The 20373-nt window shown below is 64.9% G+C and carries 24 protein-coding genes and 2 pseudogenes; 16 read left to right on the forward strand and 10 right to left on the reverse strand.

From position 1 onward, the window contains the following. Positions 1–818: 818 nt before the first annotated feature. The 3 genes from mscL to tnpC (LRS14_RS02055) all read right to left on the reverse strand — a co-directional run bounded on the left by mscL (position 819) and on the right by tnpC (LRS14_RS02055) (position 3811). A complete protein-coding gene (gene mscL / locus LRS14_RS02045) occupies positions 819–1262 on the reverse strand; it encodes a large conductance mechanosensitive channel protein MscL (protein ID WP_257798401.1) in 444 nt (147 codons plus the stop codon). A 588-nt stretch (positions 1263–1850) separates the two neighbouring features. Continuing rightward, positions 1851–2249 (reverse strand): hypothetical protein, encoded by a 399-nt coding sequence (locus LRS14_RS02050; protein WP_257798402.1) that lies wholly within the window; start codon positions 2247–2249, stop codon positions 1851–1853. Next, positions 2246–3811 (reverse strand): IS66 family transposase, encoded by a 1566-nt coding sequence (tnpC, locus tag LRS14_RS02055; protein WP_257800389.1) that lies wholly within the window; start codon positions 3809–3811, stop codon positions 2246–2248. The genes LRS14_RS02050 and tnpC (LRS14_RS02055) overlap by 4 nt, the downstream gene beginning before the upstream one ends. A 125-nt stretch (positions 3812–3936) precedes the next feature. On the opposite strand from tnpC (LRS14_RS02055), the gene LRS14_RS02060 reads away from it, so the two are divergent. The 3 genes from LRS14_RS02060 to LRS14_RS02070 all read left to right on the forward strand — a co-directional run bounded on the left by LRS14_RS02060 (position 3937) and on the right by LRS14_RS02070 (position 5796). Beyond that, positions 3937–4695, forward strand: a complete 759-nt coding sequence (locus LRS14_RS02060) for a helix-turn-helix domain-containing protein (RefSeq protein WP_257798403.1) — start codon at positions 3937–3939, stop codon at positions 4693–4695. A 101-nt stretch (positions 4696–4796) separates the two neighbouring features. Next, a complete protein-coding gene (locus LRS14_RS02065; protein WP_257798404.1) occupies positions 4797–5321 on the forward strand; it encodes a hypothetical protein in 525 nt (174 codons plus the stop codon). Positions 5322–5400: 79 nt separating this feature from the next. Next, positions 5401–5796, forward strand: a complete 396-nt coding sequence (locus tag LRS14_RS02070) for a response regulator (RefSeq protein WP_257798405.1) — start codon at positions 5401–5403, stop codon at positions 5794–5796. 10 nt (positions 5797–5806) lie between these two features. Here LRS14_RS02070 and LRS14_RS02075 read toward each other — a convergent pair whose 3' ends face one another. Beyond that, entirely contained in the window at positions 5807–6934 is a 1128-nt protein-coding gene (locus LRS14_RS02075) for a response regulator (protein ID WP_257798406.1), read from the reverse strand. Positions 6935–7186: 252 nt separating this feature from the next. Here LRS14_RS02075 and LRS14_RS02080 point away from each other — a divergent pair, with 252 nt between their 5' ends. After that, the gene (locus LRS14_RS02080; RefSeq protein WP_257798407.1) at positions 7187–7540 is read left to right on the forward strand and encodes a hypothetical protein; all 354 of its coding nucleotides are present in this window, start codon (positions 7187–7189) and stop codon (positions 7538–7540) included. Here LRS14_RS02080 and LRS14_RS02085 read toward each other — a convergent pair. Then, entirely contained in the window at positions 7537–8079 is a 543-nt protein-coding gene (locus LRS14_RS02085; RefSeq protein WP_257800390.1) for an N-formylglutamate amidohydrolase, read from the reverse strand. The two genes, LRS14_RS02080 and LRS14_RS02085, sit on opposite strands and share 4 nt — an antisense overlap. Next, a pseudogene (locus LRS14_RS02090) lies at positions 8059–8597 on the reverse strand (tripartite tricarboxylate transporter substrate-binding protein); the annotation flags it as partial. The pseudogene LRS14_RS02090 and the gene LRS14_RS02085, both read right to left, overlap by 21 nt. A 109-nt stretch (positions 8598–8706) precedes the next feature. Between LRS14_RS02090 and LRS14_RS02095 the strand changes: the two are divergent. Next, positions 8707–9611 (forward strand): annotated as a pseudogene (locus LRS14_RS02095) (LysR family transcriptional regulator). Between the two features lie 277 nt (positions 9612–9888). On the opposite strand, the gene LRS14_RS02100 reads toward LRS14_RS02095, so the two are convergent. From LRS14_RS02100 to LRS14_RS02110, 3 genes are all read right to left on the reverse strand, one after another. Continuing rightward, entirely contained in the window at positions 9889–10119 is a 231-nt protein-coding gene (locus LRS14_RS02100) for a hypothetical protein (protein WP_257798408.1), read from the reverse strand. Positions 10120–10270: 151 nt separating this feature from the next. Continuing rightward, complete coding sequence (locus LRS14_RS02105) at positions 10271–10858, reverse strand: hemerythrin domain-containing protein (RefSeq protein WP_257798409.1); 588 nt, start codon at positions 10856–10858, stop codon at positions 10271–10273. A gap of 227 nt (positions 10859–11085) precedes the next feature. Further along, the gene (locus LRS14_RS02110; RefSeq protein ID WP_257798410.1) at positions 11086–11577 is read right to left on the reverse strand and encodes a hypothetical protein; all 492 of its coding nucleotides are present in this window, start codon (positions 11575–11577) and stop codon (positions 11086–11088) included. Positions 11578–11797: 220 nt separating this feature from the next. Between LRS14_RS02110 and LRS14_RS02115 the strand changes: the two genes are divergently transcribed. Next, on the forward strand, positions 11798–12190 hold the full coding sequence (locus LRS14_RS02115) for a response regulator (RefSeq protein WP_257798411.1): 393 nt from the start codon (positions 11798–11800) through the stop codon (positions 12188–12190). A 438-nt stretch (positions 12191–12628) separates the two neighbouring features. After that, a complete protein-coding gene (locus LRS14_RS02120; RefSeq protein WP_257798412.1) occupies positions 12629–13000 on the forward strand; it encodes a response regulator in 372 nt (123 codons plus the stop codon). A gap of 37 nt (positions 13001–13037) precedes the next feature. On the opposite strand, the gene LRS14_RS30560 is transcribed toward LRS14_RS02120, so the two are convergent. Next, entirely contained in the window at positions 13038–13829 is a 792-nt protein-coding gene (locus LRS14_RS30560; protein ID WP_404977518.1) for an energy transducer TonB, read from the reverse strand. Between LRS14_RS30560 and LRS14_RS02125 the strand changes: the two genes are divergently transcribed. From LRS14_RS02125 to LRS14_RS02165, 9 genes are all read left to right on the forward strand, one after another. After that, positions 13711–15357 (forward strand): PAS domain-containing sensor histidine kinase, encoded by a 1647-nt coding sequence (locus LRS14_RS02125; protein ID WP_257798413.1) that lies wholly within the window; start codon positions 13711–13713, stop codon positions 15355–15357. The two genes, LRS14_RS30560 and LRS14_RS02125, sit on opposite strands and share 119 nt — an antisense overlap. 195 nt (positions 15358–15552) lie before the next feature. After that, complete coding sequence (locus LRS14_RS02130; RefSeq protein WP_257798414.1) at positions 15553–16827, forward strand: response regulator; 1275 nt, start codon at positions 15553–15555, stop codon at positions 16825–16827. A 419-nt stretch (positions 16828–17246) separates the two neighbouring features. Continuing rightward, positions 17247–17435 (forward strand): transposase, encoded by a 189-nt coding sequence (locus LRS14_RS02135; RefSeq protein WP_257798415.1) that lies wholly within the window; start codon positions 17247–17249, stop codon positions 17433–17435. Further along, positions 17432–17683 carry a hypothetical protein gene (locus tag LRS14_RS02140; protein ID WP_257798416.1) on the forward strand — a complete coding sequence of 84 codons (252 nt, stop codon included), beginning with the start codon at positions 17432–17434 and terminating at the stop codon, positions 17681–17683. The genes LRS14_RS02135 and LRS14_RS02140 overlap by 4 nt, the downstream gene beginning before the upstream one ends. 7 nt (positions 17684–17690) lie before the next feature. Beyond that, the gene (tnpB, locus tag LRS14_RS02145) at positions 17691–18011 is read left to right on the forward strand and encodes an IS66 family insertion sequence element accessory protein TnpB (protein ID WP_257798417.1); all 321 of its coding nucleotides are present in this window, start codon (positions 17691–17693) and stop codon (positions 18009–18011) included. A 96-nt stretch (positions 18012–18107) separates the two neighbouring features. Continuing rightward, positions 18108–18461: a hypothetical protein gene (locus LRS14_RS02150; protein WP_257798418.1), complete on the forward strand. Its 354-nt coding sequence runs from the start codon at positions 18108–18110 to the stop codon at positions 18459–18461. Beyond that, on the forward strand, positions 18424–19320 hold the full coding sequence (gene tnpC / locus LRS14_RS02155; RefSeq protein ID WP_257800391.1) for an IS66 family transposase: 897 nt from the start codon (positions 18424–18426) through the stop codon (positions 19318–19320). The genes LRS14_RS02150 and tnpC (LRS14_RS02155) overlap by 38 nt, the downstream gene beginning before the upstream one ends. Then, positions 19317–19742 carry a transposase gene (locus tag LRS14_RS02160; RefSeq protein WP_257798419.1) on the forward strand — a complete coding sequence of 142 codons (426 nt, stop codon included), beginning with the start codon at positions 19317–19319 and terminating at the stop codon, positions 19740–19742. The genes tnpC (LRS14_RS02155) and LRS14_RS02160 overlap by 4 nt, the downstream gene beginning before the upstream one ends. Further along, entirely contained in the window at positions 19727–20248 is a 522-nt protein-coding gene (locus LRS14_RS02165) for a hypothetical protein (protein ID WP_257798420.1), read from the forward strand. Before LRS14_RS02160 ends, LRS14_RS02165 begins: the two co-directional genes overlap by 16 nt. Positions 20249–20373: the final 125 nt, after the last annotated feature.

A 20373-nucleotide genomic window follows, 5' to 3' on the forward strand; every position in this document is an offset into this window, starting at 1 on the left:
TCACGCCATTGCGTGCGCCTTTAGTTCAGGCCAGGGACGCCGGGCCACGCAAAAATCCGGTGCTCTTGTGTGCCCCAAGGATCACGCTGCACCCCCAAAGCGATCGCCGACTATGCCGTGTCGCCGATAGAACTGAGGCTGGCAGAGTCCTTCAGACCTGCTGCAAGGACTGCCCAGCGTGGCTCGACCCGTGGATCGCAGAATCAAACCTCTGCTGTCTCGACTCATGACCACCATGTTCAATTACTGTCCCCACACTCAGATCCCGATTGCCACTACCGCTCACGCTGTGGAGGGCTGCAAGGCGCCCGTCAAACGCGCCGCCCGAATTAAGCGCTTGGCCGGCACACCGGCAAGGCAAAAAAGCAAGCAAAATGTTTGCAGGACTTAGTGCAACGCGCAGGCGACGGACGGCTCTGCGCGCCGCGGCTTCATGACCAGCGGCGAGCTCGCGGAGCTAGTCGGTGCGTCGTCTGAGGCGACTGCTGCAGGCTGCCTGTGCCCACAGGGCAAACAGACTAGCCACTCACTAAGGAGGCGCACACTGGGGTCGCAAGCCCGTGATTGTGAACCGGGCCGCGCTGCGCAAGTGCTCACAGGATGGTTGCCAACGTAGGCGCTGATCGGCGCCACGTTAGGGCGGCGATGTCGGACGTGCTCTGTATTGCCGTCCGCCAGACTCAGCGAATTCATGGCAGTCGATTGGATTCTCGAGAGGCCGGTACCGCGTCTATTAGCTTGCGCGTCAGCGCAGGGCGGCAGACGCGCCTTGCGCCCGCTTGGCTAGTCGGCTGAGGGTACCGATGCAATGCGTTGACTTAAACGCTGGGAGGACGCAGGGAATCCCGTATTTCCCGCAGCAACTTGACGTCCTCCGGCTCTGCAGCGGGCTGTTCCGCAACCGCAGGTTCGGACCTTCTAAGTCTGTTGATCTGCTTGATCATGATGAAGATCACGAGCGCCAGGATCAGGAAGTTCAGCGCGACGGTGAGGAAGTTGCCGTAGGCCAACAAGGGTACGCCGGCTTTGGTCAGCGCCTCGTAGGTCATCGGCCCCGAGTAGCCGGCAGGCGGAGTCGACAGCGGCAAGAAGTAGTTTGAGAAGTCCAGGCCACCGATGACCCGCCCCACCACGGGCATGATGATGTCCTTGACGAGTGAGTCAACGATCTTGCCGAAGGCGGCGCCGATGATCACGCCAACGGCGAGATCGACGACGTTGCCTTTCACGGCAAACGCCTTGAATTCGCTTACGAAACTCATCACGAGGCTCCCGGTCGAATGATCACGCAGTATGGCTGCCACTGCCGCACCAGCCTAATCGATTTTGCGCGAGCTTGCGAGCTGACAAGTTGAGCACTTGTCCAGCTTGCCGCCTTGGGCGGCTGCGATCGGCGCTAGATCCGCCCTGGGAACGGACCGCTTTTACTTGCGTCTTGCTGGTGGTGTCAACGCCCGCGTTCGTTCGATGCACGCGCAACCTCTGTCACGATCCCTCGTCCGCGTCAGCGCCTCAGGCTGAACCGCCAGCACGATCAGGCCATTGTTGGCGCAAGCCGCCTCCAGCCATCCGGCGACGTCGGAGGCCGCGCCAGAAGCTTGTTGAAAACGCATGACGCGAGAGAGCCGCGCAGTGGCGTGCTGTCAGGGCCAATGGCATTGCACTCGATGCCTGCGAAGTAAGCACGGCCCTACGACCCTCTTGACGGACGCGGCTGCTTTTGGTCAGACGTCAAGGACGTGACGCAGCAGCCCGAAGCCTACCCGCCACTTCGTTCCGTCCCCCGGGTCGATGCTGGCCGTGCGGTCGTTGATGCGCACGATGGTGCCCACCACCGTCTGCAGGTACTTTTACTCGAAGGCCACCTTCTCACCACGGCGGAAGTCGTTACGGGTGGGCTTGAGCGGTGCCGGCGGCGGCGCTGCCGCAGCGGCTTGCGCACGGGCGGTTGGGTTGGGCGCCGGCGGCTCGATGGCCGCATAAGGCAGCTTCCATTCCCGGCGCTCGTGCAGGTCCTGCACGGTCACCTGCGTGTCCTTCATGGCCAGCACCTTGCCTTCAAGAAGGCTGCCGTCGCGCCAGTCCACGAAGCGCACCGTCTGGCCCAGGTGCATGTTCACGCGCACGGCGATGATGCGCCGCGGATCGGCCAGCAGGCGCTCGATCAGCGCGCTGAGCTGGAACAGCTGCAGGCTGCTGGCACGGTTCAGGACATCGATGAGTTGACGATCTACACCGGGGTGACTCATGCGGCACGCAGTAAAACGGCTGCGGGCACGACGGCCCGCCCGATGTTCCAAGGCAGCAGCTCGTCGATGCGATTGATCGGATGGTCTGCGATGCGGCCCAGCACCTCGCGCAGGTACCCCTCGGGGTCGAGCCCGTTGAGCTTGGCCTTCTCCACCAGACTGTAGATCGCCGCAGCACGGCGCCCGCCGGCGTTTGAACTCATGAACAGATAGTTGCCGCGTCCGAGGGCCACGCCGCGCAGCGCACGTTCTGCCGCGTTGTTGTCGATCTCGATGCGCCCGTCGTCCCGGTAGCGGGTCAACGCCTGCCACCGGGTCAGGCTGTAGCTGATGGCGCGCGCCAGATCGGACTTGGCCGAGACGCGGCCCACCAGGCCGCTGAGCCAGGCGTGCATCTCGTCGAGCAGCGGGCCCGCCCGCGCCTGGCGCTGGCTGCGCCGGATGTCGGGCGGCTGCCCGCGGATGTCCTTCTCCACCGCATACAGCGCGGCGATGCGCCGCAGTGCCTGGGCCGCGATGCCGTCCTCGGCCTTGCCCGTGCTCAGGTACAGGTCCCACCAGGGCCGGCGCGCATGCGCCCAGCAAGCCGCCTCGGTGATCCGGCCGGTGTCGTACAGCTTGCCCCAGCCGCCATAGGCGTCGGCCTGCAGAACGCCGCTGTAGCGGCGCAAGTGGGCTTGAGGGTGCTCGCCCTTGCGGTCGGGTGTGTACTGGTACCACGCCGCAGGCGGCTCGTCGGCGCCGGCCGGCCGGTCGTCGCGCACGTAGACCCACAGCCGACCGGTCCGGGTCCGGCCCAGGCCGGGCGCCAGCACCGGCACGCACGTGTCGTCGGCGTGGACCTTGGCGGCGGCCAACGTGTAGCGGCCCAGCGCGGCCACCAGTGGGTCCAGCAACTGGTCGGCTTGGTCCACCCAGCCGGCCAGGGTGGAGCGATCGATGTGCACGCCGCTGCGTGCGCAGATGCCGCTCAGGCGGTACAGCGGGATGTGGTCGCAGTACTTCGACACCATCACATGGGCCAGCAGGCCCGGGCCGGCCATGCCGCGCGCGATCGGGCGGCTCGGCGCTGCGGCCTGGAAGTTGGCCTGGCAGTTCACGCAGGCCAGCTTGGGCCGCACATGCCGGATCACCTTGAAGTGCGCCGGCACGTACTCGAGCTGCTCGGGCACGTCCTGGCCGATCTGGCGCAGGCGGCCACCGCAGGACGCGCAGCCACAAGGGTGGCCGGCACTGTCGTGATGGGCAGCTGTGGCCTCGGGGCGGTGCACCTGCGCTTGGCGCGGCAGGTGTGCCGGCAGGCTGCGGTCGATCGCCGGGGCGTTGGCTGCGGCAGGCTGAGCTGTCGCGGCCACGGGCTGGGCCTGCAGGACCACCTCGCTGCCGATCAGCGTGGCCTGCGCGGCCAGTTGTTCACTCGAGGTGCCGAACTCGGCACTCACACGGCGCAGCAGCTGCAGCTTGAGCTTGTCGACCATCAGCTTGAGCAGCGCCAGCTCGCTGTCGCGCGCCTCGATCACGCGCAGCAGGCCTTTGACGGTGTGGGGCTGAGCAGCAGGCATTGGCACGCTGGCTACTGTGCAGGATGTGCTGGCGCAGGGGGGCGCTGTTGAACGTAAGCAAATTGATACGACGAACGTCAGCAAAGGCTTACAGATGCGAAGCGGTATCGCGTTATGCTGGTCGCATGACCAACGTCAACCAGCAAGAAGGCGGTGACGAGGGGTCACCGAGCCCGGGGACGTCCTCGCACTTTGAACCGCAGTGTGGCAGCTGCAATCTGCGCGAGATTTGCCTGCCGGTAGGCCTTCCTGAGGAAGAGCTGGCGCAGCTGGACCGTGTCGTGTCGCAGCGGCGCAAGGTGCCACAAGGACAGTGCTTGTTTCGCAGTGGGGACCGCTTCGCCGCGCTCTATGCGGTCCGCAGTGGCTTCTTCAAGGCATCCACCCACCTGATCGAGACACGCGAGCAGATCAGCGGGTTCTCGATGGCCGGTGAGCTGCTGGGGCTAGATGGCATCAGCACGGGAAATCACCAGCTGGACGTCACCGCGCTGGAGGACTCCGAGGTCTGCGTGATCCCGTACGACCAGCTTGAGGCCGTCTCGCGAGACGCGCCCGGCTTGCAGCGCCAGGTGCACCGGGTCATGAGCCGGGAAATCGTGCGGGAACAAGGCGTGATGATGCTGCTCGGTGGCATGCGTGCTGAAGAGCGCATTGCGGCCTTCTTGCTGAACCTGGCGCGCCGCCTCCAGGCCCGCGGTTACTCTGGCCGAACCATGGTCCTGCGTATGACGCGCGAGGAGACCGGCAATTACCTGGGCATGACCATCGAGACGGTCAGCCGGACGCTGTCTAAGATGCAGGCGGCCGGCCTTGTACGGCTGGATAAGCGCGAGGTGGAGATCTTGGAACCTGACCGGCTTGTCGCATTGCTGCAGCGGTAGCGGGTCAGCCGCATCTCACAAGCGCACGGGCTGCCGGACGATGTTCGCTCCCGACCGAGAGGCGTCAACTGCATGCTTCTTCACTTTCTAGCGAGACCGTGATGAGCACTACTACGTCTCTGGTCGCGGAGCGCGCCGCAACGCTCGTGGTGGGCGTGTTCGATGACGCTTCTGCTGCTGACCACCTGGCCGAACAACTTCGGCTGCAACCAGGGCTGCACACGGTGGTAGTCCACCCGGGCGACGCTAAGGTCGGGCGCAAGCTTGAGCCGGAGGACCGGGGTATCTGGCGTACGCTGTTGCATACCCATGCGTGGTTCATGCCCGCCGGCGCGCTGACCGGTACTGCAGTTGCTGGCGCGCTGGTGCTGACGGGTTGGCCAGCGGCTGCCGCCTCGCCGGCGTTTGCGGTGCTGTTCATCGCCATGATGGGCGCTTTCTTTGGCGGGATGCTCGCTGGACTGTTTACGCTGAGACCGGACCGCGGCATGGTGATCCGCAAGGTGCAGTCAGCGCTGGTCCGTGGAGGCCATGCGGTGATCGTGCATCCGCTCAACGAAGTTCGCGCTCGTGCGGCGGCTGCAGCCATCGAGCGGGCAGGAGCCACGGCCATCAGGTCGCTATGAGTCCGGTTCCCAAAAAGCCGAGTTGGGGTGAGCGCCCAGCTGGACACGCACGTGGAATGTCCACCCTGGCTCAGCGCTGATGCACATCCTCATTGCCGACGACCATCTCGATACCGCTGTCTCCCTGGCCGAGCTGCTTGACGTCGCCCATGTAGGGACGCTGACGACGGCGATTGCCTCAAACGGCGTCGTCGCGCTTGAGCTGGCTGCCCGGACGCGACCCGATGTCGCCATGCTGGACATCGAAATGCCTGGAATGGACGGTTTGATGGCCGCCCACCGTTTGCGGCAGCTGTACGGCCGCCGGATCGAGTTGATCGCCGTGTCGGGTCGTAGGGCTCACATCACGGCGGCGCGCCACAGCGGCGATTTCGACCACGCGATCGCCAAGCCCATCGATGTGCAACGACTGCTGCACGTCGTCGAAACCGTCGACGCTACTTTTCTATATCCGGGTGAAATCGGACCGCGATGAAGTCGGCGTGTCACCACATGGCGCTTTTCGGCGCGTCCGGGCTCAGGCGGCGCAACTGCGCGGCCACCTCCGCGATCATCAATGGTTTGGCGATGAACGTGTCCATGCCGGCGGTCAGGCACGCGTGCGCATTGTCCGGCGTCGCGTCGGCGCTGGCACCGAGGATGGGGAAGGGGGCCAACTGGCCCGAGCGTTGAAGCGCGCGGATGTGACGTGTCGCTTCGATGCCGTTCATGACGGGCATGTTCACGTCCATCAGCACGGCAGAGGGGGGCGCTTGCAAGCAAGCCTCGATGGCTTGTTGGCCATCATCGGCCTGAGACACGGCATAGCCCATGGCCTCGGCCATGGCGCCCATGACGGCTTGATTAACGGGGTTGTCGTCGACGATCAACAGGCGACGGCCTCCTGCCTCGTCAGCCAGCGGCACGGGCAGCGAGGTCAAGTCGAAGTTGGGCTCCTGCGCAGCGGTCAGGACGGCCAAGTCGTGCGGGCTGAAGGGCAGCGCCTGTAAGCGGTAGCCAGAGTCCAGCTGTTCCAATGCCGGGTGCCCCAAAGGAACCGCCAGCACCCGGGGCACGTCAGCAGCGACCGGAAGTCGCAGCCAATCCACCACGTCTGCATCCAGCGACGGTCGCCGTGCGTGAGCGAGCAGCAGACTCGGCTGCTCGTGGTTCAGCCGATCGAAAGCCGCCGCGAGCGAGGTTTCAGGCTCGAACAGCACCACTTCCCAGCCGAGCCGCTGCAGCCTGCGCTTGAAGACGCCGGATCTGGGGTTTTCTGGCAGGCGGACCCATGCCACCGCACCGTTGGCCGATGGCAGCCGAGGCAACGCTTCGCCGGTCCAGGTGAAAGGCAGGGTGGCATCCAGCACGAAGCCCTCCGCAGGGTCGTGAACCAAGACCAGGGGTGCACCTGCGACCGGACAGTTTCCTTTAGCAACCACCAACGTACCCTTGGACAGCCCGGAGGGCGACAGGCCCAGATTCTCCAGCGCCGATACCAGCCGTTGCCCGCTGAGCAGCGCGCCGGCGCCGGTGATCCGGACGGTCGGCAGGCCCTTGTCGCTGACCGAACCCAGGATCGCCAGCAGTCCCGCATCGATGAGCCCCAATGCCCCTTGCAAGAGCCGGTGCAACGAGCGCTCCCGCTACGTCAACGTCGCCCTGAACAAGCAGCGACGGGACGTCGACGTCGAATGTGAAAGCAAGCCCCCGCTCCGCGATCCGCGGCACGACGAGACGTGCGCTTCGGGTGAGGCACTCGGCGAAGTCAAACATCAAAACGCTTTTGGAGGCTGCTGCAACGCGCGCTTATAACGAGGAACCGCTCGGTTGGCGATCCCCTGGTCATTATTGGGCGCATGGTCCGGCGGTACCGGCGTAACGCAATGACCTACGACAACAAACTCCTGGGAAGCGCGGCATCGCGCGAGACAACCCTACTTGCGGCGGAACTTGTCAAAGTTGGACCTCAGAGCGTGACCGATCACGTGCCAACCGGCGGCGACTTGGCGGGCCCGCTGGCTGCAAGCGAACGGCCCGGACCGTCAGCGGTGGTGGCCAGCAGCTGCCGCACCAGCCTGCAGGTCGGCCTGCAGTCGGGCGGCGCCTTCGGGCCGCAGAGCCAGCGTGCTCTCGTCCATATAGAGCTTGCGCTTGATCTCCAGCTGGATGCTGTGCCGCTGCTGACCGGCCGCCCATTGCGCCTCCCCAGCTCCACGCCCTTGCAGGGACGCTTCTAGTCCACGCTGAAGCCCCGCGCGCCGAGGAAGCCGTACACAGGGTGCGACAGCGCCGGGCTGGCGGTGCGCCCGTTGCGGTGGCCTACCACGAAGTCGGCATGCGCCACGCCGGGATACAGCGTGGCATGGGTGGCCGCCACCGCCGGCATCGAGTGGCAGTTGATGTGGATGCACCAGCCGTGGCGGGCATGGGCGGCGTCCACTTCCGCCGCGACGGCCGCGTGGTACGGCTTCCAGCAGCGCTCAATGCGCTGCTGCACCTCGGCCACCGTCAGCAGGCGGTGGTAGATGGCCTCGCCTTCGTCCGTCACCTTCCAGACCAGGCCCCGCCCAGCCGCACCTTCTGCAGCACCGCCGGGTCGTCGGTCAGCGGGCCGGGCCATAGGCCGTCCAGCAGGCCGGTGTCCAGCGCGGTCAGGTCGCGGTTGGCATCGAGGTAGATGCGCGGAAACTGCGCCTCCACCAAGCCTACGCCCGGCGCGGGCGCAAACGCATGCAGCTTTTCGACATGCGTGTTGACCGGCGCCGCGGTAGGGGATGTGAACCAGGCTGGTGGCGGTGCTGCTCTTGAACAGCTCGCCCCACATGTGGCCGATGGTCCCGTTGCCCGGCGTGGCGTACGAGACCTTGCCGGTGATTGGCCTTGAGGAAACGCACCGGTGCGGCGAAGTCGGCCACCGGCAGCTTGGCCGGGTTGACTACCAGAACCCTCGGCGCCTTGACGATCTCAGTCACGCCCACAAAGCCCTTGGCCGGGTCGTAGGGCTGCTTGGCATACACGGCCGGGTTCGACGCCATGGGTGGACACGGTGGCCACGCCGACAGTGCCGCCGTCGGCTGGCGCGCGGGCTACCTCAGCCATGCCCACCGAGCCGCCTGCGCCGGCCTTGTTCTCTACCACCACCGTCTGGCCGAGCAGCCGATGCAGCGACTCTGATGTCGGTGGCGCCGCCTGGCGGAAACGGCACCACGATGCGCAGCGGCTGGTCTGTGCGAAGCTCATTCCAGGAATGACAGTGGTGGACAGCAGTGCAGTGAGTACGGGGCGTCGTCGCATCCGGTTTACTCCTTGTGTTCGGGCCATGTTAGAGGGACGTCCCGGTTTTGACAGCTGATGCTCTGGCCTGAAATCCATCCATCCCGGAATACACATCTCAGCCTCCGCCATGTTCCTGCGCCGCCTTCATCCGCCCTTGCACTTGCTGCGCGCCTCCAGCACCGTGGTGCGCTATGGCGGCATCTCGCGTGCGGCCGAAATCCTGCATCTGACGCAGAGCGCCGTCACCAAGCAAGTGCAGGAACTGGAGCGCTGGGTGGGCGTGCCGCTGTTCCAGCGCAGCCGCCAGCGCCTGACGCCTACTCCCGCCGGCGAGCGCTACGAGCGCGCGGTGGCCGGACTGCTGGCGAGGCTGGAGGCCGCCACGCTAGAACTTCTCACCGACAGTGACGGCGGCGGTGCGCTTCAGATCTCGGTGTTGCCCACATTCATGGCCAAGTGGCAATACCGCGGCTGCCCTAGTTGCGGTTACAGCATCCGCAAGTCACGCTGAACTTCGTGCCGCACCGGCACGACTACGACTTCTCCGACCCGACGTTGGACTGCTCTATCCTGTTCGGCGAGGGACATTGGCCTGGCGCGCGGGCGCACTACTTGGCGGGCCGCGACGTGGCGTTCATCGCGCCGCGCCGGGGGTTCGGCGGCATCGATGTCCGCACGCCGGCCGATGTGGCCGGCTGCACCCGGCTGCGCCATGTGGCGGTGCCCACCGGCTGGCGGCAGTGGTCCGAGGCGCATCAGGTGCCGGGCCTGGAGCCGCTGGCCGGCCCGCGCTTCGACGAGTTCCAGACCATGATCCGCGCGGTGGCGGTGGCGGTGGCGGTGGGCCTGGGCGTGGCTTTAGTGCCGCGCTGCCTGGTGGGCGACAAGATCGCCGCCGGCACGGTGGAGGAGCCGCTGGACGGCGGCGGCTACAGCTGCAGCATGGGCTACTGGCTGTGCTATCCCGAGGCCCGCAAGCAATTGGGCAAGCTGGTGCGCTTCAGGAACTGGCTGCTGAGCCAAGCGGAGTGACGCGCCATGTCATCGGCCGACTCTTCTAGCTCCGGTCCTCGCCAATGACGACGCATGCCGACGACCAGGCCGTGGAGAATGCCAACTGGTGGCCCGCGGTCGTCGGGACGACGTCGACGTGGGATCGTGCGAACACGGGCGGGCTCGTGCCTCCTAAAGGGGGAGGGGCAACGCGTCCAGGGCAGTGAGTTTCCCCCAAGATCGACGACTCCTCACCGCACAGCATGGCTTGTTGAGGGCGGTCGAAACGGTCGGCACCACACCGCGCCAGTGCCATCTAGGCCGCAACGGGTAAGTTCATCGCGCGGTGCGGCGCAGGGCGAGCGACCTCGATGCCGATGTCATCTGCGACCATCACGCCGTACTGGGGCGCGATCCCCTTTCCTTGCGCGTATCCGCTTTCAAGACGTACCAAGCCCGTGCTGCTGCCGCAGGCTGTGCACGCTCGAGCATGCAATCCTTTCTCGGCCTGTACGAGCGTACGCCACGGAAGGGAGATGGCGGACATGGCGATCAAGCGTCCATTTCGGAGAACTTCACCACGAGTTCGCGCCTGATCCAGCGTTCCGCGCCGGCTGTTCGCTTGGATCAGCGGCCTGCATTCACTGTCGTGGGCTCAAGCCTTTCAAGGGTCGAGCCTCCTTGGAGGTCGGGGCGGCTCAGAGTGTCAGATTCCCGGTGGGCGAGCGCTCTGAGCGATGCACGACGCGACGCGCAGCCATTTCTTCGCCCATGTTGGCTAAGTCGTTGGGGCCGAGGTGCGACTGGAATGCGCGGGCTGCGGGAAACGCCCACGCTTCTTCGAGCGTCAGATGCTCATTGTGCAGTAGTACAAAACCTTCTACAGCGGCTGCAAGTGTTGCAAGCTGTCGGGTTGCTCCAGGCACGACCGCTTCTAACAGAGGTGCAAGCCCGCGCCAGCCGTTTTCCATCTTGCGGTGATCGCTCAAGATCCGCTCGGCGACTTCCGTCAACTTCGCGTCCCCTGACGCGCGCAAGAGCGGAACGACGTGCAGTTCTTCATCCTTATGATGCTGCGGTGCAGCCAGTGTGAAGTAGCGGAGCACGTCTGTCGCAGCCTGCCGGGCTAGCTCGTCAATTTCATGGTCTGACAAGTATGTGGTCAGCCGCACCAGGAGCTGACACGACCGACGTGTCCGCTCATGACAAGCACCGAGCATTTCGAAGGGCTGGTCAAAACTCACAGCTGAAGCTTCAAAGCCAGGTACAACTGCAGGCATCGTCATGCATCAGTCAATCGGTGGGTGTGGCCGACGGTCCGGCACCTCTAAGGTGTGCTGTCCGCGCACCAGTCTACCGACAGGCCGCGGTGGCGAAGGGCGGCCGCCTGCTCAGCAAGGTCGCTAGTATGGCCGCATCCTGCACCGACCACAGTCCTGTCTGGCATCGAGTCTGCTATCCCAAACAAAAAAGGCCACGCAAGCTGCGTGGCCCTCAGCCTCTGCCGTTTCGTTCAGCGGCCGTCGCGGTCTGAGTCGCCCGGCACGGCACTTTCAACGCGGTCACTCAACCGCTCCCAAGCGTCGCGGGATGCGTGCTTGGCATGTTCCCATTCAAGCTTGGAGCTGCCCCGCGTGGTGCCCCAGTCCTTGCTCAGCTCGTGTTCAACGTCATCGAAGCTGCGCTCGGGGTAGCGCTCGTACGCGTTGACGCCGTGCGAGTAGGCAGGGCCGTAGTCGTCATAGGTCGAACCCGGGGTGACGTATGGCCGGGACGAATAGTTGTCCCGCCAGTATTCGTTCTCCACTGCGGGGTCTGCCTTCGCTGCCTTGCCAGCAAGCGCTCCGGCCACCGCGCCGACTGCGGCGCCGACTACGGCTCCCACCGGGCCGGTCATGCCGCCAATCGCGGCACCCGCGGCAATGCCGCCGGTCACGCCACCCGCTACGCCGCCCACCACTGCGCTGGTGCCGGTTGCCTTGCTGTCCTTGCTGTCTGCGCTCACGGTCGTTCTCCTGTGTTGTGGTGGACGCAGCGTAGGTCGGAAGCACGCCGGTCCGGTCGTCTGAACTCCGCGCTTCCGAGTCGGAGCGTGAGTACAGTTTCTGTCGGCGAGCGCCTACCCAGCCCGGGGGATTGTGAATGGGGCTGCTCGGCGTCGACACTCACCTCCTGCGACTTTTGACTGGCCGGCGTCGTCGGTCATCTGATTCCTTACAATATCCATGCGAATCCTAATCGCCGATGACCACCAGGACGCCGCTTTGTCACTCGCTGACTTGCTCGGCACCCTGATGAATGAGCAGGTGACCACGACCGTGGCGTTCGACGGCACGCAAGCTGTCGAGGCCGCTGAAGCTCGCCGTCCTGACGTCGCTCTGTTGGACATCGGTATGCCTAAGATGGACGGACTGATGGCTGCGCACCGCGTACGCCAACTCTATGGTCGCCAGGTGGTCATCGCAGCCATGTCCGGGCAACAGGAGCATGTGCTTGCCGCGCTGGAGAGTGGAGATTTTGACTACGCGTTTCGCAAGCCACTTAGCGCCGAGCAGCTATCCCAGCTTATGAAGGCGACCGCTGCAGCACTAGAAAATCGGGCGCGGTGCAGTAGATAACAGCAAGCAGTATTCGTTTTGCCGTCCGCAGGCGTATCACGCAGCGCCGAGCGTCGCAAGTCAGATGCTGTGTATTGAGCCAGTAAGGTGTGCTAGCCGCGTAGCAGGGTGAAGTGCTGCAGTAGACGATGCGCCGGCATCTGGGCCAGCCCACCGCCCGTGGCAGGCTGCTGTCCCGCCCCTCGTTTGACAACACAGGGGATGGGCACACATGTTCAGCCCCCTACCTGTTCGCTCAGAGATTCTGCATCCGAACCATGGCCCCGGCCATCGCTACCCATAGGCATAGCGCGCAAACCCGCTGATACTGACTCGCAGTGGGCGGCTCAGCTCTTTGGCAAGGTGTTGGTGCGCAAGCTCAATGCGCTCGGCGCAGCATCGGCATACTCCCTTTGGCATGCAACATGCCCGGTGGGGGGCGACTTGTGTTTGAAGAATATGCACATTCTCATCGCCGACGACTACTCTGACACCGCAACGTCCCTGGCCGAACTGCTCGAGGCGCTGGCGCAAGATGAGACCACGACCGCGGTAGCGTCTGACGGCGCGCAGGTGCTGCAGTCGGCTCAGCTGTGCCGTCCTGACGTAGCCGTGCTGGACATGTCGATGCCGGGTATGGGTGGACTTGAGGTAGGTCAACACCTTCGGCGCCTGTACGGTCGCCGAGTCGTCCTCGTGGCGATGACAGGCCAGCACGAGAAGGCGCTTGCGGCCCGTTCAAGCGGTGATTTCGACCATGTTTTCCTGAGACCGGTCGATATCGAACAGCTGCTATGCATTACTGCGACCTCCCGCCCAGAACGACCGTGATACGCCGCTCGCTTTGGGGCGCAGCCCGCGCTCGCGGCTAGCGCTCGGGCGGGGCGTCTTGAATCTTCCATAGAAATTCCACCATCGCAGGCCCGCCCACCGGTCGTCCATCGGCGTCCCTCGCGGGCCGGAAAGGACAATCGGTGAACGAGTCGATGGCAGCTTGGTCCAGCGTTTTGTGAAGGTCCGAAGGGCCAGCAGACCGGACCACGGTCGCTTTCAGCACCTTGCCGGTTTCCGAGACATCTAGCAGGAGCCTCGTCGTCCCCTCCACGTCTGCCCTGAGCGCGTCGGCGGGGTAGCGAGGGGCCGAACAGAGACGGGCGTTCTGGCGCGGCCCAGCGGGCGACGGCGCTTCGACCAATATCCGAGGAGAGGGAGGGGCAGTGCACGCCAGTAGGCCCCACATCGACAACGCAAGACAGGTGGAGCTGCGCGCGGTGCGGGTCAAACCAAGCATAGAAGACCTCTGCATTGATAATTCACCCGTCGACGTGCTCATTGGCACAGGTTGCCATCGCGCTCGCCACTGAGCAAGAGCAGCCTTAGGCACTTGAAGCCGCCCGGGACGTGCGGATGGGGTCAGTCTTGTTCTGCAGGCGTTGCGCTGTCTCCACCGGCCGTTGGCGTTTCCCCTTACCTGCGGTGGTTGGACCGCCGAGCGGCCTGTGGCTTGCCCGTGTGATTGACCGGTCCACAACTCCGCTGACATGACCGAGTTGAGCATAGACAACAGTGCCCGCGCGGTGTTCGACCGCACCGCGTGGGAGCAGACTTCTCTCGGTCCCCCTGAGACGTGGCCGACGGCCTTGCGAACTGCGGTCTCCATCATCCTCGAGAGCCGCCTGCCGATGTGCGTCGCATGGGGTTCGGACTGGATACAAATTTACAACGACGGCTACGCCAACATCCTTGGGCTGAAACACCCGGCGGCGATGGGAGCAAGCGCCCGGATGACCTGGGAGCAAATTTGGGCCACCGTGGGCCCGATGTGGGCCCGGGTCATGACCGGGGAGGCAGGAGGATTCGACGGATTGCTGCTGACCGTCGACCGATACGGCTACGCGGAAGAATGTGTCTTCAACTTCTCGTACAGCCCGCTGCGCTGCGACGATGGCCAAGTTCGCGGCGTCGTCGTCAGCTGCGTTGAAACAACCGACCGCGAGCGCTTTGAGCAACGCCTGCAATGGAAGGCGCAGCGGATGCGGGAGCTGGGCGCGCAGGCCGAGGCCAGGGAGCAGCAGCTGCAGGCGGTGTTGGATTCGGTCCCGGCCGCAGTCATCACCGTGGACTCGAGATTCCGCATCACCCTGTTCAACAAAGCGGCCGAACTTCTGTTCCGGGTGTCGGCCGCACAGGTGTTGGGGCGCAGTGTGGACGACCTCTTGCCGCAGAGGTACCGTCCGGGGCATGCCGAGAAAATGGCGCGCTTTGCATCGGCCTCGGGCGGCTCACAGCTCGTAGGCGTCGAGCGCGAGTTGGTGGGGCGTCGATGGGACGGCGAAGAGTTTCCATTGAAGGCTGCCATCTCGCGGGTTGGCACGGGCAGCGCCGCGCTGCTCACCGTCATTTTGCGAGACGTCAGCGAAGCGCACGAGCTGCGGCGTGAGCGGCTAGCACGTGCTGCAGCGGAGAAGGCCAACCAAGCGAAGTCCGAGTTCCTGTCGCATCTTAGCCACGAGCTGCGCACGCCGCTGAATGCTGTCATCGGATTCGCCCAACTGCTTGCGCACCCAGGCGCTGCAGAACAGCCCGATAGGGTTGTCAGGTATGCAGCACTCATCCGGGACGCTGGACAGCACCAGCTTGGAATGATTGAGCAGCTGTTGGACTCAAGCCAGATTGAGGAACACCGTCTGACCCTGGCGCTGGGACCGGTGCGACTGAGCCAAGCAGTGCAAAGCAGCGTGTGCATGGTGCAAGAGCGAGCACACGCACGCAGCGTCAGCATTCGACAGCTGGTCTGCGTCGGGGAGGACGAGCTGGTCGTCTACGCAGACTTGCTGCGCGTACGTCAGGTCCTCCTCAACCTGCTGGCTAACGCAGTCAAGTATAACCGGCGCGGTTGCGAGGTGACGCTGCAAGCTTGGCAGGACGGCTATGGGTTTGTCATTCTCGCGGTGCACGACACCGGATGGGGCATCGCGTCCGAGCTGATGCACCGGCTGTTCACCCCCTTCGAGCGGCTGCACGCAGACCGCTCCGGTGTTGAAGGCGCGGGCATCGGGCTGGCACGTTCTCGCAAGCTCGCGCGATTGATGGGCGGTGAGCTGCGAGCCGTCAGTACGGCGGGAGTCGGCAGTACGTTCGAATTTGCGCTGCCAGCATGGCCGGCGCACCAAAACGCGCAAGATTAGGATGGGTCGCGCTGCTAACGCTTAGATGAAGCGACGCTGTGCCTGCTTACATGTGAGCGAGGCGCAGGCCTCTTGTCAGAAGCCGCTTGATGTGTCAATGTCAAAAGCTTGAGGTTCCCCTTGTGTCTAGGGGCACGGCGACCAAGGCCAACCGGTCTGGAGACCGCTGGCGCGTGTTCCCGAAAGGCCACCGGGATGTTGGACTTTGCCGAATGTTTCAGCCGCAGCGCGCGTCGAGTAGTGCAGCGCGTGGCGGCGCGAGGCCTCGCTTTCACGTTTGATGTTGATGACGCGGTACATGCCGTCCACGGTGAACCAGTAATTGCAGAGCGCTCGCTTCATCGGCTTCTGCTCGGCGCGCTCGACTTCATTGATGCCGGGGTGCTTGCCATCAGCGCCGCGTTAGATGACAAGGGTTTTCCGGCCGTCCGGTTGACCGGTGCTGGAGTACTTGTGCGGGGGGAACGCCTAGTCACTGCACTGCGCGCACTGGCGTTTACCGCAGTCGGTTTGGTCGAAAGCGAGCGGTTCTCGGCTAGCGGAAAATGCCCGGTGGCTGGTGCCGCATTAAGCCTCGACTTCGAAGCGAAAGAGGGATTTGTCCTAGCCGCCACGTTGCCCTTTGCGGCAGCTGAGGAACCAGCACCGTACGTTCCTTCGGCGCACGGAGCGCTTGCATGGGTCTTCCTGCCCGACAATCCGATGCCGAGCGTGTTCATGCACCGGCTTGAGCGGCTGGGCTGGAAGGTCGTTGCCTTCGATGCCGGCACCGCGGTTGAAGAAGCAAAGAGCAGGCTGCGTGACGAGCGACCTGCGCTCCTGCTGGCGCAAGTTCTGCATGCGTCAACAAACCTTGAAGTCCTGCGCTGGCTCAGCCTTCCCCTCAGCGCCACAGTGCCCCGGGTTCTTGGCGTTCCGATTGGCCACGTGGCGCTAGAGTACAGTCAGGAGGGTTTGCAAGTGCAGGCGCTCCCCTTCAGTCCTCGCGACCTCGCCTTACTCACCGCTTCATATAAGTCCGGAACGGACGCGGTGGGGCCGCTACCTGGGTGGTGGCCCGAGACTGCACAACCTCTGCTCATGATTGTCGATGACAATCCCTTCAATCAAGCCGTTATGGGCGCGATGGCGACGGCTATGGGCTACGCCGCGCTTCAGGCTGACAACGGTCAGTGCGCGATCGACCTCTGCCTGGCCAATCCGCCTTCGGCCGTCCTGATGGACGTCAACATGCCCGTGCTGGACGGCATCGAGGCCACATTGAAGATTCGAGCCATGCAGCGCGCGGGAGGTATGGCACCGTTTCCCATCCTGGGCGCAAGTGCTGACGCCACTTCAAACAATGAGGCGGCGTGCTTGGCTGCCGGGATGGATACGTTCATGGCCAAGCCGCTCATGGTCGCCGAGCTCGCTGCGCAGCTACGACGCCTTAGTCTTGACGCACCACGGAGCTCGGCGGGCACCTATTAAGACGTGTGCGAAGTGGAGTAGAAGCAGGTTGGTAGGAACTTCTAAGCACGCCCTACATATATTGCTATCTAGCTTCTCGCTTCTCGCTGCACGACGCACTTCAAGAGCAACGTCACGGCTTTAGGCCTCCATGCCAATTTGTGCCAGCCCTGCGCCTCACGCGGATCGACGCGCACTTCAAGCCTGATTTCGGGCGTCTCGGAAAGCTTGCACGGCCTCAGGATTAACGAGAGTACTCAAATCGCCTGCATCCTCGCCAAGTCAGGCGGAACGGACCACACGCCGCATCGGCCTTTTGGTTGCAGGTACGCGGCAGGTCGGTCACGAACACCACGGCGTGAGCGTCCAGCCGTTCCATATTGAACAGCGCTGATGCACCCGTGACGATGGTGCCCACCAATACGAACAGGTGGGCACCTATGCAATCCAGATCCCAGCGACGCGTACACAACGCCGCGTTCAAGGCGCAGGTTTTGTCCGCGTGCCAGCAGCCCGGCGCTTCCGTGGCGGCCATCGCGCTGGCGCACGGACTCAACGTCAACCTGCTGCGCAAGTGGCTGGTAGGTCACGGCATCAAGCGCACGGGTTGGCCGCGTCCCGGACGGTGACCCGCAAGCCGCCGGCCGCCGTCGTGCCGGCGGCTGCGCCGCTGCAATTCATCCCCCTTGAGGTGGCGCCTGCGGTTGCGGTTGCGGCTGATGCGGCGCCCGCCGAAGCCGCAGCGGCCAGTCTCCCGGACATCCCTATCGAGCTCAGCCGTGGGGTGACGCAGCTTTGCGCGCGCTGGCCGTCAGCCCAGGCCGCAGCGTGCACCGCTTCGCTGCGCGAGCTGGCGGCCGTGGCCCTCAAAGAATGATTTGCACATGATCAGGATCGACGCTCTATGGCTGTGCAGCCAGCCCCAGGACATGCGCGCCGGCGCCGACCGGTTGCTGACGGCCGTCGTCAACACACTCGGCGAGGCCCGCGCCCACCACGGCTACCTGTTCGCCAACGCACGGGCCAGCCGCATCAAGCTGCTCGTGCATGACGGCTTCGGCGTGTGGTGCGCCACGCGCCGGCTGCATGCCGGGCGCTTCGTCTGGCATGCCGGCGAGCCGGGCTCGGCGGCCCCGGCCTTGCAGCTCAGCGCCCAGCAATTCGAGGTCCTGAACCCTCGGACTGCCCTGGCAGCGCCTGGGTGAGCTGGCCACGATCCGCCGCGCCTGAGCGTCTGTGTTGAGCTGCTCGGCGGTTGACAGCGCAATCGCCAATGGGCGGCCGATGCGCGATGCGGCACCATGCTGCGCATGCCCAATGCAGTTGCCTGCGCCATTGATCTGACGAGCCTGCCGGCCGAGGTAGCTGCGCTGATCGAGCGGTTGCAACAGCAGGCGAAGGCCGACGCGCAGGAACTGGGCCGCCGTGGCGGTGAGCTCACCTTGGCGCAAGCCAAGATCGACAAGCTCAACTTCAAGCTTGCTCAGATGCGCCGCTGGCAGTTCGACGCCAAGACCGAGGCCATGACCGCCGCGCAGCGCCTGCTGTTCGCCGAAGCCCTGGCCGAGGACGAGGCCAGCCTGCGCGCGAAGTTGGCCGAACTGCAGCGCTGCCTGCCTGAGGCCCCCCAAGACGCCCAAGGCACCGCCGCGTAAGCCGCGGCGCCAGGCGCCGCCCGCACACCTAGAGCGTGTCGAGCACCGCCACGAGCCCGAGGACCCCCACTGCCCCAACGCCGACTGCCGCCAGCCCATGCTGCGCATCGGCGAGGACGTCAGCGAGAAGTTGGACATCATTCCAGCCAAGTTCTTCGTGCACCGTCACATCTACGGCAAGTGGACCTGCCGGTGCTGCCAGCAGTTGCACCAGGAGCCGGCCGAGCCCGACGTCGTTGACGGCGGCATCCCGGCGGCCGGCCTGGTGGCGCACACGCTGATCAGCCGCTTCGTCGACCAGCTGCCTTACTGCCGACAAGAGCCGATCAACGCGCGCTCGGGGGTGCACACGCCGCGCCCCACACTGGCCAGTTGGGGTGGTGCAGGCGGTGGGAGCCTGGAGCCGCTGTATGAGCTGCACCGAGCCTTCATCCTGGACTGCCGGGTGCAGCATGCCAAAGAGACGCCGGTGCCGCTGCTGGACCCGGGCGCCGGCAAGACGAAGAAGGCGTATGTGTGGGCCTGGGCGCGCAGCCATCACGACCCACACCCGGGCGTGATCTTCGAGTTCTGCCTGGGTCGAGGATCGCAGTACCCGCTGGCCTTCCTCGGCAGTAACGGACCACTGGGACGGGGGCCCGTCTGGCAGGGCACGCTCATCACGGACCAGTACGGGGGCTACAACGCCGTGCTGAACGCCAAGCGCTACCCGCAGCGCAAGTCGGCGGCATGTGCCGCGCATGGCCGTCGTCGCTTCGAGGAGCTCAGCCGGGGCGGCATAGCGCCAGCGCCGTCGCGACCGAGGCCATGCAGCGCTGAGCTCGAATCTACCGCGCCGAAGCGGCCTTCAGTGAGATGAGCCACGAGGAACGCCTGCAGGCACGCCAGGCGGTGAGCCGGCCGTTGTGGGAGGAATTCGAGGTGTGGCTGAAGCTGCAGCGCACGCAGGTGCTGGACGGCAGCAAGATCGCCGAGGCGATCGACTACAGCCTCGACGCCTGGAATGCGCTCACGCTGCACCTGGACGACGGGGCCGTGGTCATCGACAACAACCTCATCGAGCCGCAGATCAAGCCCTGGAAGCTCGGGGCGAAGAACTGGCTGTTCGCCGGCAGCGCGTTGCCGGGCCAGCGTGCGGCGGTGGTGATGAGGCGGGTGCAGTCGGGCAAGCTCAACGGCCTGGATCCGTGGGCCTACCTGCGCGATGTGCTGACGCGGATCCACACGCACCCGAGCCAGCGCCTGGAAGAACTGCTGCCGCACCGTTGGCGGCCGGCCTGACGATGGGAAGGATCACGACCTCTGTAATTGCGCAGGCCCACCTCGGTGTCAAGCGGATGAGCCTGGCGCAGAAGGTGGCGCTGACCGACGAGATCTTTAAGGAGCAGCCCACCTTGCTCGCCTCGATCCTGGTGTTACCACGCATGGGCGTGACCATGGAGCAGTTGGATGTGGCGATATACGTCCTGCTGGTCACCTTCCACGCGATGAAGCGCAGCGGTCACCAGTGGCCCGTCGTTACAGAGGACATCCAAGAGGGATGCCTGCAACGCCTGACAGCCCGTGCGCGCTTCAACGAGGGGCTGCCGCTTGAGTTGGCCGCCCAGATCGTCCAGCAGTTCTGTGACGAGCATGCCGAGCGCTTCCTGCTTGCGTTCGTCTACGGCTATCTCCGTGACCACGACCTCTGGGCTGTGCGTACCGAGGCTGAGAAGTACATGGTGCTTGCCGCGCTCAACCTCGTGGAGTGCATCGCCTTCGTCGGATCCGCCAAAGCGGCTAGATAGCCCCGCCTCCGGACCGTGTCAAGGTGGCGTCGCCAGACGCTCATAGTCAAACCGCGGCTTTCCAAGTCGATGGAGGCGGCGCTATGTGGCTTGACCTGCGAAACTACCGATGACAACTCTCGGTA

Source organism: Aquincola sp. J276 (assembly GCF_024700035.1).
Taxonomy (GTDB): Bacteria; Pseudomonadota; Gammaproteobacteria; order Burkholderiales; family Burkholderiaceae_C; genus Aquincola; species Aquincola tertiaricarbonis.